The organism is Deinococcus puniceus, from assembly GCF_001644565.1.
GTDB lineage: Bacteria > Deinococcota > Deinococci > Deinococcales > Deinococcaceae > Deinococcus > Deinococcus puniceus.
Genome location: NZ_CP011387.1, coordinates 1,841,651 through 1,857,854, shown reverse-complemented (window position 1 = coordinate 1,857,854; position 16,204 = coordinate 1,841,651). Strand labels below are relative to the sequence as shown.

The window sequence follows — 16,204 nt, the reverse complement described above, 5'->3', positions numbered from 1 at the left end:
CGATGCGGCGGCTGTTCGCCTGCTCACTCTCAGACCCACGTGGTCTGGCAGTTTCCCTAAAAGGTCTGGTGGTGCAACTATGCCCTTCCGTATTGTCAGTCTCGCCGCGCACAGTGGCGCGGGAAAAACCACGCTTTCTGAGGCCCTGCTGCACCGGTGCGGGGCCGTTTCACGTGCCGGAAAAGTAGAGGACGGCACCACGCAGTCCGATCATACGGAGGCCGAAAAACGCCACGGCTTTTCCATTACCACCGGCGTGCTGCGCCTGAGCTGCGGCGGCACCGAATTCACACTGCTGGACACGCCCGGTTACGCCGACTTCGTGCGCGAGATTCGTGGGGCGATTCGGGCCGCCGATTCCACGTTGGTACTGGTCAGCGGCGTCAGCGGCGTAGAAGTGGGCACCGAGCGCGTGTGGGCTACCGCTGACCGCTTTGCTATGCCGCGTGTGGTGGCGATTGGCAAGATGGACAGAGACCGCGCCGATTTTTATGCCGTGCTGGCCGACATCAAATCTAGTCTAAAGGGGCCCGTGGCCGCCGCCTATCTGCCGCTGGGAGAGGGTGCAGACTTCCGGGGCGTGGTGGAAGTGCTGACGGGCCGGGTGATTTCGGAGAATCCAGCAGAAGACGCCTCCGCCCTCCGCGCCCCGCTGAGGGAAGCCCGCGAAACTCTGCTGGACGCCATCGTAGAAACCGACGATGACCTGATGAACCGTTACCTAGAGGGCGAGGAACTGAGTCACGATGAGTTGCAGGCGGCGTTCTTGAAGGCTGTTCATGCGGGAACGCTGTATCCGGTGATTCCAGTCAGTGCCGCCACAGGCGTGGGCCTCAGCGCCCTACTCGACCTGATGGTGGCCGGAATGAGAAGCGCCCGCGAGCGCGGCCCAGTGACTGGAACGGACGGCCAGACCCGCGAACCCGTGCCCGAAGCGCCTGCCAGCGCCCGCGTGTGGCGTGTCAGCGTTGACCCGTATGTGGGCAAACTGGCCTACATCCGCGTCTGGAGCGGTACGATTAAACCCGGCGATACGCTGCGGAATACCACGCGGGGCGTAGACGTGAAACCCGCGCACCTGTACGTGGTGAACGGCAAAGACCTGACCGAAGTGCCGGAACTGCGGGCCGGAATGATCGGCGTGCTGACCAAACTCCCCGACTTGCACACGGGCGATACGCTGGCCGACCCCGCGCAACCCATCGAATACGATCCGCTGCTGCTGCCCGATCCGGCGCACACGGTGGCCCTGCACGCCACCACCCGCCAAGACGAAGACCGCCTGAGTGCGGCCATGTCGCGCATTCTGGACGAAGACCCGACCCTGCACTTTACCCGCGAACCGCAAACCGGAGAGCAACTGCTGTCGGGCATGGGCGAGATGCATACCGTGATCGCCATAGAAAAACTGGCCGCGTTGGGCGTCAACGTGACCACCACCACGCCGCAGATTCCGTACCGCGAAACAATTCACGCGCCCGCTCAGGCGCAGGGCAAGCACAAGAAACAGAGCGGCGGGCACGGGCAATACGGAGATTGCCGCATCCGAATAGAACCCGGCGAAGGCTACGCTTTTAAAAGTGCGGTGGTGGGCGGCGCAATTCCCGGCAAGTACATTCCCAGCATAGAAAAAGGCGTGCAGGACGCGCTGCAAAAGGGGCCGCTGGCAGGCTACCCGCTGCAAGATATTCACATCACCGTGACTGACGGCAGTTACCACGACGTAGACAGCAGCGACATCGCTTTCCGGACTGCCGGAATGTTGGCCCTCAGAACCGCTGTACAGGACGCCCGCCCCGCCTTGCTGGAACCTGTGATGCTGCTGAAAGTTCGTGCGCCCGCGCAGTTTACCGGCGACCTGATCGGCGACCTGCAAACCCGCCGCGCCCGTGTGCAGGGCATGGAACCGGAAGGCACGGTCATTACCGTCAGTGCCGTTGTCCCGCAAGCCGAACTGCAAAACTACAGCGCCGACCTCCGCAGCCTGACCGGAGACCGGGGGGCGTATTCGGTGAAATTACACGGCTATCAGGATGTGCCGGAACACTTGGCAAAAAAGGTGATCGAGGAAAGAAGGGGGGCGGGGGCGGAGCGATGATTCGGAGTGTTTTGGTATAGAGTCCTAGCCTATGATTGCTGACGCCCTGTATTGCAAGCTGTATCTTGACGCGAACTTGGGGAAGCGACGCCTTATTGAAGTTGTTGCTCAGATCATCCAAGGTGATATGGCCTTGAGCGAGTTGAAGTCGGATGTATTTGATCTCTATGTCAAAGAGAATGAATCGGCAGTAGAAGGCTCCGGGGATTTTATACAGTTTCGGTTTTATATTGAAGTCGACGTGTCGCAACAGTTTAAGCGCACCCAACAGGCCTACAAGCAGGAGCTGGCTGACTTAATCCAAACCATGTTGAATCTAGGCTTCAAAGTCGTCCCCGCTTGTAGCTTCGAGGACGAATTGCCCCGCAGTTGAATCTACTGGAACTCTGAAAACAGCCCCCGGCGTGAGTGTGTCGGGGGCCAGTTCATTTGTGCATCCATGCCGCACCGCACGTTTTGTGCTTAGTCAACTCCCGCGTGTGGGATGCGGCGTGCGGGTATTCTCCTCTCCAAAATCAATTTCAAAGAAGAGGAATCCTTCTTGGCCTGCATCGGCGGCCTTGTAGCCCATCTGCCGATAAGCCGTGCCTGCCTCACCTATGTTGGCGTACCAAAAAATGTAGCGTAAGGGGCGAGTTTTGGCCCATGCCTCTGCCGCCTTCATCAGTTGCCGAGCGATGCCACGTCTCCGGAAGTCCGGCAGTGTGTACAGATCATCCAGCTTGGCCGTGCGGTGCATGTCCCCGGAGCGCAGATGGCTGCCGTAATCGTGCAGGAAAGCGTAGCCGACCAACTTGTGCTGACCGTCTTCTTCTAATTCTGCAACCAGCACGCCGTACGTCTCAGCCTGACAGGAAGCAGCAAAGCGGCGTGCCAATCCAGACTCGTCATCAACAAAGCCCATATCGAGGAGCATCGGCTTAAGCTGCTCAAAATCGGCAGGCCGAGCCGCACGAATGTCAATAGTCATAGCCCGAACTATACGGCCAGTTCATTTCCAGCCAGCACCCGTTTCCACACCCCACGTCCTACATCCTCAGTCTGCCGCGCTCTCGCCGCCGTTCTTTCAGCAGCCCGAGAATCTGCTTTCCGTCGCTGCTCGAATCTGCTCTTGCATCAAACCAGTTGGGGTAGGTGATGGGCAGCGCGGTGATCATGAACTGGACAAAAAATACGGTCATGCAAGCTTGCCACACCATGCGTTGTCCGCCTGCTACGGCCTGCCCGTAAAGCACACCAGAAATCAGCAGAGCGGCCAATGAAATCAGTGGCCCCGCCAAGAGAGCGACCAGCAGATGATTCGGTTTGAGAGGCCCGAAAGCGCAAAAACCACTCCAGAAGAACAGGGGCGTCATCTCAACCTTCAGTCGTCCGAACGATACAGTGAAGATTCTATGTTTGGACGGCGCTCCGAGGCCAATGACAACGTGATTTTTGGTGGCGATCAGTGGCAATGCTGCATGTCCTAGTTCGTGAATCAGGGCAGAAATAGGCAGAACAAAAGCAAAAATCAGTGCGATAGAGGCGTCCGGCGGCATGGTCACCTGAGGCTAGCAGGCCGGTCATGCAGATGTAAAAGAAGTCAGCAAAAACAGCCCCCGACGCACTCACGCCGGGGGCCATGTTCAACTGTTTCCACTCACCACTGACTGCTTTACTCCGTCGCTACCGACTGGTCCACCGTCTGGGACGCGGGCAGCACCATGCGGAAGTGTCCGGCAGGATTCACCAACAGTTCGGCAATTCGGCGGGCGGGTACGGGCTGTTCACTCTTGAGCAGCAGCTCGTGGTATTCGCCCAACAGGTCGCGGATATCGGTGGCTCCCTGTGCGCTGAGCGGCAGAATTTGCACGCTGGCCCCTTTGGCAAGGCGGCGGGTCAGCGCGGCGTCGTCCATGCCCTGACCGGGTTCGTAGCGCAGGTAGACCACGCCACCGCTCATGCCGGAGCAGATCCACGGGCCGGGGTCGCCCACCACGATGGCGCGGCCTGCGGTCATGTACTCGAAGGCGTAGCCCTTGGCGTTGGCGCGGGTGGCGAGTGCGCCCAGGGTGTCGTCGATGGGCGTGCGGAGGTCGCCGCCCAGCACCACGTCGGCCCCACTGAGGCGCACGCAGAAGCGGCTGTCGGCGCTGCCCTGCACGAAGAATTTGCCGCCGATGGCCCCGTAAGCGAAGCTCTTGCCCACGCTGCCGTCTACCCGCGTGCCCTGATGGTTGCGCCCCTTCAAAATCACGATTTTGCCGCCCAGCGCACTCTTGCCCACGCCGTCTTGTGCGCCGCCGTCCACGTGAATATCCACCGGACTGTTGTTGAATGCGCCGAGGCCGTTGCCGGGAATGCTGCCTGCCTCGAAGTGCAGTTTCACGCGGCGAGCCTGACGGGCGGTGCGCGGGTCGCGGGTCAGGGTGCCCACCAAATGCGTTCCCAGCGCACGTTCGGCGCTTTGCACCGGGCCGTCACGGTAAACGATGTCCTCCTCATCCTCTTCCTCGATGGCTTCCGTGACCCATTCGCTCACCATCTTGGTCATGTAGTTCAGCGGCTTGTGAATGACCCGTTTGCGGCCTCCCACCGACTGCCACGCTTCGGGTTCTTCGGCACGGCTCAGCAGTTCGGTCAGGTCGAGGGCGTCGGTCACGCCGCTCAGCAGGTCGGCACGGCCCACCAAGTCTTGCAGCGAGCCGAAGCCGAGGCTCGCCACCAGCACCCGCAACTCGGACGCGATACCGCTGTAAAAGGCGTGCAGGCGGTCAACTTCGGTGGGCAGCACCCGCGGCACGAAGCGCTTGAAACCGTGTGCTTTGGCCTCTTCCTCCGTCTCCACTTGGGTCGTAATGCCCACGTGGCAGGTGTCCAGTTGGCAGCCCCGGCAGATCGTACAGCCGATAGCCACCATGCTGAGGGTGCCGAAGCCCACGCGGTTCGCGCCCAGCGCCACCATGCGGGCCACGTCCAGCGCGGTCTTCAGGCCACCATCGGCCCAGAGTTCCACGCGGTCACGCATTCCGGCGGCCACCAACATCCGGTGGGCACGCGCCACGCCGAATTCTACGGGCATTCCAGCGTATTTCAGCGCGTGACTGCGGGCCGCGCCCGTTCCGCCCTCAAACCCCGACAGCGTGATGATGTGCGCCCCGGCCTTCGCCACACCCAGCGCAATAGTGCCCACACCCGGCGTCACCGGAACCTTCACGCTGATTTTGGCCTGCGGCGCAATGGTCTTCAGTTCCTCGATGAGCTGCGCGAGGTCTTCGATGGAATACACGTCGTGGTTGTTGGAGGGCGAAATCAGGTCGGTGCCCTGAACTGCGTGACGGGCCGCCGCGACTTTAGCGCTCACTTTCTTGCCGGGAAGGTGGCCGCCCTCGCCGGGTTTCGCGCCTTGTCCCACCTTGATTTCAATCACGTGGGCGCTGTTCAGCATCACGGAGCTGACGCCGAAGCGCCCGCTGGCGACCTGCTGCCCGCGCCAGTGGGTGTACTGGTTCAGCATAGAGGGAATCTCGCCGCCCTCGCCGTTCATCGCCATGATGTTCAGGCGTTTGGCCGCTTCCACGTAGGCGCGGAAGGCCGTTTCACCCTGAGAGCCGAAACTCATGGCGCTGATGACGAAGGGCAAGCTGTGGCCGCCCACCGCGAGGTCTACGCTGTCCGGGTCTACGTCTTCGCGGTCTACCGGAGCCTTGAATTCCAGCAGTTGCCGCGCCGACAGGGGCATTTCCAGTTCCAGCGCCCGAATCCGCTGCTGGTAGTCGGCGGGGCTGATGTCTCCGTTGGCGAGGCTGAAAGCCGCCTTGAATACGCGGGGGTTGAACCGCTGATCTCTGTCCATCGTTTCGCCGCCCGCGTCAAATTTGGTCAGGCGGGTGTGCAAGGTTTTCTCGATTCCGGCGAGGTCGTAACCCTTTTCGCCGCCCCAGAAGCCGCGTGCGCCGATAGCGTTCATCACGTCGGCAGCCAAGCCCAGCGCACTGAAAATCTGGCCGTAGCCGCGCAACTCGTGAATGCCCATCGTAGACATCACTTTTTCTACGCCTTTGGTCAGGCCCGCCACCAGTTTGTTGCATGCTTCTTCGGTGGGGTACAGGGCGTACATGGCGCTCGGTTCCACGGCGTCGGCTCCCAGCCCAATCAGGAGCATTACGTCGTGCAGGTTGCGAATCTGGCCGCTGCGAACCACCACGCTGGTCAGGCGGCGGAGGCCCACGCCAGCACCTGCGCTAGAGCCAGCATCGGTGCGGGCATTGGTCAGGGCCTGTTCCAGCGACCCCACCGCCAGCGCGATGTCTATGGCAGCTTCTCCGTTGGCGTACAGCGCCGTATCGTCCACGATCAGCACTTCCGCGCCGCCACGCACGGCCTCGGCTCCCTGCGCGTGCAGGCGGGCCAAAGCGTCGGTCAGGCGTTCGCCCGCTTGCAGGTTGGGCACCAGCGTCACGGTCTGGAAGTAGTCGCGCACGCCCTGCAACGTCAGCGTGCCGTGTGTTTCGGCCACGACTGTGCTGGGAGCCAAAATCGGCGTCAGCAAATCCACGGAGTTGCCGTCGCTGCTGCCGGGAAGAGGGCGGCGGCCCAGCAGGGCGCGGGTCGAAAAGTGCTCGATTTCGCGCTCGCGGTCAATGGCCGGGTTGGTGACCACCGCCACCGTTTCCTTGAAGAACTCCGCGAGGTTGGGTTTTTCGGCCCGCAGCGCAGGCATCTGACCGTCGAAGCCCAGCGACGCAATCGGCTCTGCGCCCTTGTCGGCCACCGCTTTCACGTACTCTTCGTCCCAGCGTTCCCAGCCCATCGCCGCCCGTTGCGCCTTGGAGAATTCGGGCAGACTGGCTTCGTCGGTGGCGGGAACATGCGGGCCGCTCACGCGCTCATGGGCGTTCTCGAAGTTGTAGCCTTTGCCGTGAACGCGCTCCAGCACCAGCCGCTGCACATTTTCGTTGGCGTGCAGTTTTACGGTGCCGCCGCCTAAGCAGGCCACCATTTTTTCACCGGGGGCAAAGGGAGCCGGGTCGATGACCATGCTGCCCAGAGGAATCACGCCGCGCTCTGAAGACCAGAAGTATTCCTTCTCGGTTTCTCCGAACCACAGCGGGCGCAGACCCATCGCGTCTACGGAAAACACGCACTCGTTGCCGTGCCGCGCAATGATGGCCGCCGGGCCTTGCGCCAGTGGCCCACCGCCTGCCCGCAACCCGATATAGGCACTTTGTAGCGTCGTGGAAAAGCTCTTGACCTCGCTCAGCACGGGCGGGAACACGCTTTCTACAGCTTCCAGCAGGCTCATGCCCCGGTCATGGATATAGCCCATGAGGACGCGGTTCAGGTCTTGGCTGTCGCTGCCGCCCGTGAGAGGCAGGCCCAACTGCGTGCCTTCTTTCCGCAGGCGGTCGATGGTATTGATCTCGCCGTTGTGGGCCAACAGACTGAACGGCTGCACCTGCTCGAAGGTGGACAGCGTGTTGGTGGAATAGCGGTTGTGCCCAATCGTGACCACCGACATGAAATCGGGTTTGGACAGTTCGGGGTAGTAGCGGGGCAAGAGTTCGGCGCTGCCGCGCACCTTGTACACCACCGCGTTGGTGGCCAGGCTGACCACATGCACCGGGTATTTCTGCTCCAGCTCCAGCGCCAGATTAAACAGCTGAGAATCGCGCTCCTGACGGGTTTCGCCCTTCACCATGCCCGCAATCTGCACAAACTGTGGCTCGGTCAGGCGGGCAATCGGCCCCAACGCGTGCGAATAGACCTGCCCCTGACGCTCCAGCGACACCGTGACGCCGTACCGACTGGCCGCCACCCGCAAGGCGTCCAGCAGTTCGCGGGTACTCTGGCCCTGCGGCACAAAAAAGTGACCGACGAAAAAGTTGGGGGAGTCTACATCGGCCACATTCTGGCGGCCTTCTTCCATGTAGCGCTTCCACACGAGGCGCGGAATATCGGTCTGAATGCCCGCGCCGTCGCCCTCGCCGCGCACTTCGCCGCTGCGGTGGGCCATGTGCGCCAGTTCTTCCAACGCCCGCACCACATTGCCGTGACTGGCCTCGCCCGTCTTGCGAATCTTGCACAGAATCCCGCAAGCATCGTGCCCGATCTCATCGAAATTGCCGGGGAACATCGGTTCCAGCCGCGTGCGCTCGGACTGGCGGTACAGGCTATCGCCCGGTTGGTAGAAGGGTCGGTCAGAGTGAGATGGGTTGGTCATGGCATCCTCCGGAGAAACTGGAACGGGGTTGAGATGTGGTGCAGGTGCGGCTTCGTGTCCGGGAGACACCAACAAGGTGCAGGCGGAGCGAAATTATTCATGTATATGGCATAAACCAACCGTCGCGTGTGCAGGCCTGTCCAGATAAAGCGGGTTACTTGTGTAGGCACAGACCTTCATGAAAGCCCAGCCTGAAACCGCATGAAAGAAAAGCTTCTGCTGTTACTCCGTGACGTTCCACATGTCATTTTGTCCCAGATCTATTCAACTGATAGGGGCGGGGCATACCAGAACGGCCACCTCCGACCCGATTGGTCTAGTCTTTTGCCCGTATGCAGGCAGTGCATATAAACTCTCTTCGGGCTGTTATTGATGCAGGCCTCCCGGTACCTTTCCGAAATCGAGCGTCAATTCAGCAGGGGACTGACGGCGGAATCGCTCGTGCGGGCCGCGCTGTGAAACCAGCGGAAAAAGGCGTCCACCACATCCGGATCAAGTTGCTGGCCGCGCTGCTTTTTTAGTTCCAACAGCGCCGCCTGTTCTGTCCACGCGCCGCGGTATGGGCGCACGCTGATCAGGGCGTCGTAGCAGTCGGCCACCGCAAAGATGCGTGCCAGCAGGGGAATATCGGTTCCAGCTAACCCAGCAGGGTAGCCGCCGCCATTCCAATGCTCGTGGTGAGAACGCACGATGTCGAGGGTGCCGGGCAGCACACCGGGAAAGTGGGCGGCCAACTCTGCGCCCAGCCGGGTGTGGGTATGCATGACGTCTTGCTCGGCGGCGTCCAGGGGGCCGGGTTTCAGCAGCACGGCGTCTGGAAGCTGCAACTTGCCCAGATCGTGCAAGTACGCGCCCTGCCGCAGCGCCGCGATATTCTGGGCACTCAGGTTGAGCCAGCGGCCCAAGGCCGTTGCCAGCTCCACGACCCGGCGGGTGTGGCCCTTCGCCTCGCCGCCCCGCGTTTCCATCGCCAGCCCCAACACCAGCAGCGCCCCTTCCTGTGCCAATTGTGTTTGAAGCCGTTGTTGGTGGGTTGCCAAAATAGCGGCGGCCCACAACCCGAACTCCTCGGCCATGACCAGCGACGCTGTCTTGAAGGCGTGTGGGTCGTGCAAATTGTCGAGATTCAGTTCGGCAAACACTTGGCCGTCGATCAAAATGGGCAGCATCAGGTTGGCCTGTAGCCGTTGCGAATGGCCCATCAGATCGCTTTGGGCGGGTGAGGTCGCCGCCAGTTCGAGGTGGCGCTGGTGCAGGGCCGACCCGGCCAAGATTCTGGGCCGCCCTTGCCCGTGCCCTACAGGGTCGCCGTACCAGCTCAACATATTGGAGGCGGGGTAGACAAATCCCAACAGTTCAGGACTGAATCCCACCTGTGCCTGAATTATAGATTCGTCGCCTTCCCGCACCGACAGGCTGCCTGCCTCTGCGCCCGGCACGCACAAGATGGCGGCTTCCAGCAGGCCCTGTACATCGGGCGTTTTGCCGCCTTGATCGGCCAGAAAATGCAGCAGTGCTCGGATGGTCGCCACAGCCGGAGACGCGGCGTTCAGCGGCGACTGTACCAAGGGAGCCAGCGGAAGATGCCACGCGACGGCCACGCGGTTTCGGCCTGCATTTTTGGCGGTGTACAGCAGGTCGTCGGCTCGCTGAAAGGCCGAAGGGCCGTCGACGACCAAGCCGCCTGAGAGGGTAATACTCCGGTCTTGTGCATCTGGTTGACTGGCATGAAAACGCTCGGTCAACAGGCGCGTCACCTCGGTGTGGATGGTGTGTGCCAAGTTCTCGGCTTGCTGCCGCGTGCCCTGAATTCGTACCGCGAATTCCTCACCGCCCACCCGGTAGGCATGTGCAGCTAGGCTGCTGCCCTTCACATGAATGAGGAGCAGGTGGCCAAAGTCGCGCAACACGCTGTCTCCGGCGGGATGCCCGAACCTATCGTTCAACGCCTTGAAATGGTCGAGGTCGAGGAGCAGCAGATAGCGGTCAGGGCCGGACACGTCGGGCTTATCGGTTTCGAAGGCGTAGCGGTTGAGCAGGCCCGTCAGGGCGTCGCGGGTGGCCAACACCTGATAGGTGCGGGCGCTCCGGAACCCACGCCGCATGAGCAGCACCGTGGTGGCCCACAAGGTAAACCCCAGCACACTGAAGCCAAATTGCAGCGCGAGATTGGCCCAGGCGACGCCCGACCAGACGTCGAAGCCCCAGTGGACGATATTGAACATGATGCTACTAGGACTGAAAATCAGCGCCGCGAGGTAGCTGTAGGCCCGTACACTCTGCCAAATCCACGTGGTGTTGGACAGATCGGTCACAGCAGGCCCGGCGTCCAAATCTGCCGGGGGAGTGTAGGTGTGTTGAAGCTTCCGGAAGACAGGCAGACGCAGGTAAACGCCCCAGCGCAGCGCCCCCCCCACGCTCATCACCAGGGCCACATGGATGAGCTTCGGTGTCGTAAATTCGTCACCGAGTAAAACGGTATACACGGTAACGACCAGTGCCAGCGCCAACGCCCGGCTCGTTCCGGCGAAAAAGGCGGCGATGGCCAGTGGCACGCCCCAGAAGTTGACATACAGCCCCGAAGACAATTCGTAGGGATGGGCGAAAAAGGTCAGACTGGCCAACCCGTACACCACTATTCGCAGCAAAATACTTGTGAATGAGGTGGCCCGCGTAAAGGTAAAGCCGATCACTAGGGCAAACATGGCAAAAAAAGCCACGTTGGTAAAGAGTCCATCTACCCCAACCCTCAAGACCTCATCCATCTGGGCCCATCTTGACCTAAGAAGAGTGTTTTGTGAAGTGCCAGAGGGAAAATTACATATATGAGCGGCTTCTGACCCACCGGATGCGATGGGGTGACTACTAGTATTGTTGGCTTGATAGCCCGCAGTTGGTAAATCATCTTTTGGTGCTCGCGTCTGTTCTATTTGCTTCTAGAACGAAGATGAGGCTAGACTGAAACCATATTCACAAAGCGGGGTGGGCGGCCTGTGTATTCAGGGGCGTACATGACGTCTGCCGCGCTCTGTAGTGCGCCGCCTGTATGCAACTCCATCGCCCTTCACCGCCAATTCTGTTCAGACCGATTTAAGGAAGTGACCTAGAGTGGAAACCCTGCGCGTGTCCGGCAAATCTCGCCCAAACGCCGTGGCTGGCGCTATCGCCGCCCTGATCCGAACAGAAGGACAGCTGGAAGTGCAGGCCATCGGCCCCGCCGCCGTGAATCAGGCGGTCAAGGCGCTCGCCATCGCCCGCAGTTATCTGGAGGGCGACCACCTCGACCTGACGGCCCAGCCTGCATTCGTCAAACTCGACCTAGAATCCGAGGAACGCACCGCCCTGAAATTCGTGGTACTGGCACACACGCCTGTGCGCTGAGGTACGTCCGGACAGATGTGCGGTTGCTGAATCCGTCTGCCAAGTCATCTCATAGACTCCGAGTGGGACACACTAAACTGGCGGTGGAGGAACTGCCGCTATGGACTTTCTTGCCTTTCTCGGCCCCTACGGGCCACTCATTCTGATCGTCTTCGTCGCGTCCATGTTGATTCAGGGGTACCTGAGCCGCACCTACGGCAAGTGGAGCCGCATTGCCAATCCCCACCAACTCACGGGCGCACAGGTGGCCCGCCTGATGCTGGACGAAAATGGCCTGCAACATGTCCCGGTGAACGCCGTGCCGGGGCAACTCAGCGACCACTACGACCCGGTACGAAAGACCGTGAATCTGTCTCAGGGCAACTACGCCGTGCCCAGCGTGAGCGCGATGGCCGTCGCCGCGCACGAAGTCGGGCACGCCATTCAGGACAAAGTGCGGATGCCTGCGCTGGTGCTGCGGGGCAGATTGGCTGTGCCGCTGAGCCTCGGCATGAACTTAGCGCCGTTCCTGCTGCTGGCGGGCGTATTTTTGCAACTCACGGGCCTGATCTGGGTGGGCGTGTTGCTGTTCGGTGCGGCGCTGTTCTTCCATCTGATTACGCTGCCCGTAGAGTTCGACGCGAGCCGCCGCGCACTGGCCTACCTAAACGAACGCGGCCTGAACGGTAGCTCCGACACGGCCAACGGCGCACGCACGGTGCTGACCGCCGCTGCCCTGACCTACGTGGCCGGATTTGCGATGGCTCTGGCACAACTGCTGAATGTGCTGGGCATCGCCCGCAGCCGCAGTGACTAAAAGAGGTCGTGGGTCGAAGGGGATGTGGGCGCGTGCCTGCGTCCCCCAGTTTTTGCCCTATTCCTAAACCCGGCATACTGGCCGCCATGCAGCAATTCGTCTATGTGCTGGAAGTGGTGCGCGGCAATGGCTACATTCGGGTGCATTTTGCCCAAACAGCGGGGGCGGCGCAGCGCAGGGCCAGCAAGTATGTGGCGGGCGGCGTCTGGGCCGAAACCGGGCAAACAGGCCAGCCACTGCGCCTTCTAGACGGCCACCGGGAATTGGCGCGGGTGGTGCGGGAAACGGTGGAGTACGGGGGCTAAGGCTGCCCGCCTAAACGTCATTCCCTCTGCCGCCCGCCCCAGCCCCTATGCTGGCCCCCTATGCGCGTTGTTCTGAAGTTGGGTACGAGTGTTCTCACCGCTGGGGGAGACCGGATTCACGCGCCCCGGATCGTGGATCTGATGCGGGGCATGGTGGCGGTGCGGGCGGCGGGCCATGAAGTGGTGTTGGTCACGTCGGGCGCGGTTATTGCCGGGTGGGAGGCGCTGAATTTCCCGCCCCGTGACCGCACGTTGGCCGAAAAACAACTCTTGGCCGCCGTAGGGCAAGGCCGCCTGATGCACACCTACGCCCAAATTGCCGACCTGTACGGCGTTCCGGTGGCCCAAGTGCTGCTCACCGCCGACGATTTCCGAGACCGCACACGCTACTTGAATGCCCGCACCACGCTGGACGCCTGCCTGTCGCGGAGTGTGCTGCCGATCATCAACGAAAACGACACGGTAGCGACGGGGCAACTGAAGGTGGGCGACAACGACACCCTGTCTGCCTTCGTCGCTAATCTGACCGAAGCCGATCTGCTGGTCATCCTGACCGATGCCCCCGGCCTGTACACCGCCGACCCGCGTACCCACCCCGAAGCCACCCTGATTCCCGTCGTGGAGCGCGTAACGCCTGAAATTTGGGCGTTGGCCGGGGGCGTAGGCAGCCACCGGGGCACGGGCGGCATGCACACCAAAATTCAGGCCGCCGAAATTGCCACCCGCGCCGGAACCCCAGTGGTGGTTGCGCCCGGAGACGCCCCCGACGCCCTGCCCCGAATTGTAGGCGGCGAAGGCTTGGGCACGCGCTTTTTGGCTGCCGTCAACCGCCTAGAGGCCCGCAAACGCTGGATTCTGGCCGAGATCGCGCCGGGCCGCGTGTTGCTGGATGAGGGCGCGGCGAGGGCAGTGCGCGAACGGGGCGGCAGCCTGCTTCCCGCTGGAATCGTGGCCGTAGAGGGTGCGTTCGAGCGTGGGCAGACCATCCGCCTTTTTGCGCCCGATGGCAGCGAGGTGGCGCGTGGCCTCACCCGTTACCGCGCTGCCGATCTGTCGCGCATTCTGGGCCGCCAGTCCCGCGAGATAGAGGGCGTGCTGGGCTTCACCTACGGCGCAGAAGCGGTGCATAGGGACGATCTAGTCAGAATTTAAATCGTGAAGCGTGGGTGGTAGATCGTGGAAAAAGCGCAGAACCGGACATCCCCCCGCCCTTCCCCCCATACTGTTGCCCGTGCGTTCATCTCGTGTCCCGCCCATTCCCGCCCTGATCCTGTCCATGCTCTCTATTCAGGGCGGCGCGGCTTTTGCCAAAACGCTGTTTCCGCAGTTGGGCGCGATGGGCACGACCACGCTGCGGGTCACGTTGGCCGCGCTGATTCTGGGATTGATCTTCCGGCCCCGCCTCAGCGCCCTGCGCCGCGCCGATTGGTTGGCCATCCTTCCCTACGGCCTGTCCCTCGGCCTGATGAACTTGGCGTTTTACCTGTCTCTCACGCGCTTGCCGCTGGGGTTGGCCGTGACCCTCGAATTCGTGGGGCCGCTGCTGCTGTCGCTGTTCCTGTCTCGCCGTCCGCTGGATTTCGCTTGGGTGGGGTTGGCCGCCGTGGGCATCGTCATGATCGCGCCGCACGGGGCAGGCAGCGCGGCCCTTGATCCGATAGGCGCTGCGCTGGCGCTTTTGGCAGGTGCCTTTTGGGCGCTGTACATCGTGGCGGGTGGGGCGGTGGGGCGGCGTCTGCCGGGGGCAACGGGTGTAGTCGCGGGTATGGGCATTGCCGCGTTGGTGTCTCTGCCGTTCGGGTTGGTACAGGCGGGCGCGGGGTTGCTGCACCCCTCGGCGCTCCTCATCGGCTTCGGCGTAGCAATCTTATCGAGTGCGCTGCCCTACACGCTGGAGATGTACGCCCTCCGCGCCCTCCCCGCCCGCGTGTTCGGCGTAATGATGAGCATCGAGCCAGCGTTCGCCGCCCTCAGTGGCCTGCTGTTCCTGAACGAACGCCTGACGTTGGTGCAGTGGCTGGCGGTGGCCTGCGTCATCGCCGCGAGTGCCGGAATCAGCCTGACCGGAGTCAGCGCCCACAGCGAGCCAGAGCCGATTGGGTAAGGAGTTTGGCTGGTCGGACGTGAATGTGACCGATGATCTCCAATCGTTTCTTTGCCCACACGAGCCAAAAAAACGCGGAGTGTGACCGTAATAGCCTACGGTCTACACTCCACATGCCCTTTCCTGCTCTTTCCAGCCGGATTGGAAGCCAAAAACACAGCTCCCAATCGGAATTCTTCCTTACAAGTTAAATCCGAACATCCGCATCTGGCGTTTGCCGTCTTCGGTCATTTTGTCTGGCCCCCACGCGGGCGTCCACACGAATTCCACGTTTACGGCATTCACGTTATCTAAGCGGCTCACGGCCATCTCGGCATCGGCACGGATCAGGTCTTGCACGGGGCAGCCCACGCTGGTCAAGGTCATGGTGATATCGATATTGCCGTCTGCGTGAATGTCCACGCCGTAGATCAGGCCCAAGTCCACCACGTTCACGGGGATTTCGGGGTCTTTGACGACTTTCAAGGCCTCGAGCACTTGCTCCTCAGTGGGAAGGCCAGAGACGGCACTTTCATTAGCGGCGGCAGGGGTCAAGTCGTCCATTATTGTCCGCCCTTGACGGTGGGCAGGCCGTCATTGGCCCACGCCATCGTGCCGCCCTTGAGGTTGGTCACGTCGCTGTAACCGTTCTGAAGCAGGAATTGTCCGGCCCGGTCACTCCGCGCTCCACTGCGGCAGATCATGACCAAGGGACGGTCTTTGGGCAGCTCTGCAAAGCGGGTTTCAAATTCGCTCAGGGGAATCAGCGTGGCTCCCTCGGCGTGGATTTCGTCGTATTCGTTCTGCTCGCGCACATCCACCAGCATCGCGCCGCCCTGCACCAATTGTTGCCCTTCGGCGGGCGTCGCTTCGTTCAAAGTTCCGGCAGTCATAGCCCCATGATACCTGAGCAGAGCAGTCGGATTGTGCTGGCTGCATAGGCCCCAGCGTTATGCTGCGTCCATGCCCATCCCGCCCGAAGCTACGCTGATAGACCTGCGCTCGGAGGCGCTGCGGGCCACCCAGCCGTTGGGAAACTATGTCAATAACCCCGTGCTGGCCGTCACTCTGGAAGCTATAGAAGAAGGCCAACACAGCCTCGCCACTGTGCCGGGGCCGCTGCTGGTGATTTGCGAACGCGGCGTGCGCTCTGGCCTAGCCGCCCGGTATCTGCGGGCCGATGGCTTGGACGCGGGACATGTGGCAGGCGGCGTGGCGGGGTTGGTAGAAAAGTAGCTGTTGCATCCGTTGAGAAGCGAGCAACGTGGGCTTGCCCTCGACCCTTAGACAGTCCTCTCCACCCTCTAACCCCAACCCGCCCCACCTTCCCCAGTCTCCC

The 16,204-nt window shown here is 61.8% G+C and carries 14 protein-coding genes; 8 read left to right on the top strand and 6 right to left on the bottom strand.

The genetic code is table 11. The features are described from left to right. Window positions 1-79 precede the first annotated feature (79 nt). Together SU48_RS08430 and SU48_RS08425 are read left to right on the top strand one after the other, a co-directional pair. On the top strand, window positions 80-2,098 hold the full coding sequence (locus tag SU48_RS08430) for an elongation factor G (protein ID WP_064014871.1): 2,019 nt from the start codon (window positions 80-82) through the stop codon (window positions 2,096-2,098). Between the two features lie 31 nt (window positions 2,099-2,129). Further along, window positions 2,130-2,471, top strand: coding sequence for a hypothetical protein (locus SU48_RS08425; RefSeq protein ID WP_064014870.1), 342 nt, complete (start codon window positions 2,130-2,132; stop codon window positions 2,469-2,471). A 93-nt stretch (window positions 2,472-2,564) separates the two neighbouring features. Here SU48_RS08425 and SU48_RS08420 read toward each other — a convergent pair whose 3' ends face one another. From SU48_RS08420 to SU48_RS08405, 4 genes are all read right to left on the bottom strand, one after another. Next, a complete protein-coding gene (locus SU48_RS08420; protein WP_064014869.1) occupies window positions 2,565-3,068 on the bottom strand; it encodes a GNAT family N-acetyltransferase in 504 nt (167 codons plus the stop codon). Window positions 3,069-3,126: 58 nt separating this feature from the next. Further along, a complete protein-coding gene (locus tag SU48_RS08415; protein WP_064014868.1) occupies window positions 3,127-3,636 on the bottom strand; it encodes a hypothetical protein in 510 nt (169 codons plus the stop codon). 116 nt (window positions 3,637-3,752) lie between these two features. Then, complete coding sequence (locus SU48_RS08410; protein WP_231881571.1) at window positions 3,753-8,300, bottom strand: glutamate synthase-related protein; 4,548 nt, start codon at window positions 8,298-8,300, stop codon at window positions 3,753-3,755. A 407-nt stretch (window positions 8,301-8,707) separates the two neighbouring features. After that, the gene (locus SU48_RS08405; RefSeq protein ID WP_197474632.1) at window positions 8,708-11,053 is read right to left on the bottom strand and encodes a diguanylate cyclase; all 2,346 of its coding nucleotides are present in this window, start codon (window positions 11,051-11,053) and stop codon (window positions 8,708-8,710) included. A gap of 355 nt (window positions 11,054-11,408) precedes the next feature. Here SU48_RS08405 and SU48_RS08400 point away from each other — a divergent pair, with 355 nt between their 5' ends. From SU48_RS08400 to SU48_RS08380, 5 genes are all read left to right on the top strand, one after another. Further along, a complete protein-coding gene (locus SU48_RS08400) occupies window positions 11,409-11,681 on the top strand; it encodes a stage V sporulation protein S (protein WP_064014865.1) in 273 nt (90 codons plus the stop codon). 100 nt (window positions 11,682-11,781) lie between these two features. After that, the gene (locus SU48_RS08395) at window positions 11,782-12,477 is read left to right on the top strand and encodes a zinc metallopeptidase (RefSeq protein ID WP_064014864.1); all 696 of its coding nucleotides are present in this window, start codon (window positions 11,782-11,784) and stop codon (window positions 12,475-12,477) included. A gap of 86 nt (window positions 12,478-12,563) precedes the next feature. Further along, complete coding sequence (locus SU48_RS08390; protein ID WP_064014863.1) at window positions 12,564-12,782, top strand: hypothetical protein; 219 nt, start codon at window positions 12,564-12,566, stop codon at window positions 12,780-12,782. 60 nt (window positions 12,783-12,842) lie between these two features. Continuing rightward, window positions 12,843-13,934 carry a glutamate 5-kinase gene (gene proB / locus SU48_RS08385; RefSeq protein ID WP_064014862.1) on the top strand — a complete coding sequence of 364 codons (1,092 nt, stop codon included), beginning with the start codon at window positions 12,843-12,845 and terminating at the stop codon, window positions 13,932-13,934. Window positions 13,935-14,058: 124 nt separating this feature from the next. Next, window positions 14,059-14,886 (top strand): EamA family transporter, encoded by an 828-nt coding sequence (locus SU48_RS08380; RefSeq protein ID WP_064014861.1) that lies wholly within the window; start codon window positions 14,059-14,061, stop codon window positions 14,884-14,886. A 180-nt stretch (window positions 14,887-15,066) separates the two neighbouring features. Here the strand turns inward: SU48_RS08380 and SU48_RS08375 are convergent, their stop codons facing one another. Further along, the gene (locus tag SU48_RS08375; protein WP_064014860.1) at window positions 15,067-15,429 is read right to left on the bottom strand and encodes a metal-sulfur cluster assembly factor; all 363 of its coding nucleotides are present in this window, start codon (window positions 15,427-15,429) and stop codon (window positions 15,067-15,069) included. After that, the gene (locus tag SU48_RS08370; protein ID WP_064014859.1) at window positions 15,429-15,758 is read right to left on the bottom strand and encodes a rhodanese-like domain-containing protein; all 330 of its coding nucleotides are present in this window, start codon (window positions 15,756-15,758) and stop codon (window positions 15,429-15,431) included. The genes SU48_RS08375 and SU48_RS08370 overlap by 1 nt, the downstream gene beginning before the upstream one ends. A gap of 70 nt (window positions 15,759-15,828) precedes the next feature. Between SU48_RS08370 and SU48_RS08365 the strand changes: the two genes are divergently transcribed. Then, window positions 15,829-16,101, top strand: coding sequence for a rhodanese-like domain-containing protein (locus SU48_RS08365; RefSeq protein ID WP_064014858.1), 273 nt, complete (start codon window positions 15,829-15,831; stop codon window positions 16,099-16,101). Window positions 16,102-16,204 lie beyond the last annotated feature (103 nt).

Excerpts from the sequence above, each read along its gene's own strand:
- SU48_RS08425 (WP_064014870.1), top strand. The coding sequence starts at position 2,130 with ATGATTGCTGACGCCCTGTATTGCAAGCTGTATCTTGACGCGAACTTG.
- SU48_RS08430 (WP_064014871.1), top strand. The coding sequence starts at position 80 with ATGCCCTTCCGTATTGTCAGTCTCGCCGCGCACAGTGGCGCGGGAAAA.
- SU48_RS08410 (WP_231881571.1), bottom strand. The coding sequence starts at position 8,300 with ATGACCAACCCATCTCACTCTGACCGACCCTTCTACCAACCGGGCGAT.
- SU48_RS08420 (WP_064014869.1), bottom strand. The coding sequence starts at position 3,068 with ATGACTATTGACATTCGTGCGGCTCGGCCTGCCGATTTTGAGCAGCTT.
- SU48_RS08370 (WP_064014859.1), bottom strand. The coding sequence starts at position 15,758 with ATGACTGCCGGAACTTTGAACGAAGCGACGCCCGCCGAAGGGCAACAA.
- proB (WP_064014862.1), top strand. The coding sequence starts at position 12,843 with ATGCGCGTTGTTCTGAAGTTGGGTACGAGTGTTCTCACCGCTGGGGGA.
- SU48_RS08365 (WP_064014858.1), top strand. The coding sequence starts at position 15,829 with ATGCCCATCCCGCCCGAAGCTACGCTGATAGACCTGCGCTCGGAGGCG.
- SU48_RS08380 (WP_064014861.1), top strand. The coding sequence starts at position 14,059 with ATGCTCTCTATTCAGGGCGGCGCGGCTTTTGCCAAAACGCTGTTTCCG.
- SU48_RS08415 (WP_064014868.1), bottom strand. The coding sequence starts at position 3,636 with ATGCCGCCGGACGCCTCTATCGCACTGATTTTTGCTTTTGTTCTGCCT.
- SU48_RS08375 (WP_064014860.1), bottom strand. The coding sequence starts at position 15,429 with ATGGACGACTTGACCCCTGCCGCCGCTAATGAAAGTGCCGTCTCTGGC.
- SU48_RS08390 (WP_064014863.1), top strand. The coding sequence starts at position 12,564 with ATGCAGCAATTCGTCTATGTGCTGGAAGTGGTGCGCGGCAATGGCTAC.
- SU48_RS08395 (WP_064014864.1), top strand. The coding sequence starts at position 11,782 with ATGGACTTTCTTGCCTTTCTCGGCCCCTACGGGCCACTCATTCTGATC.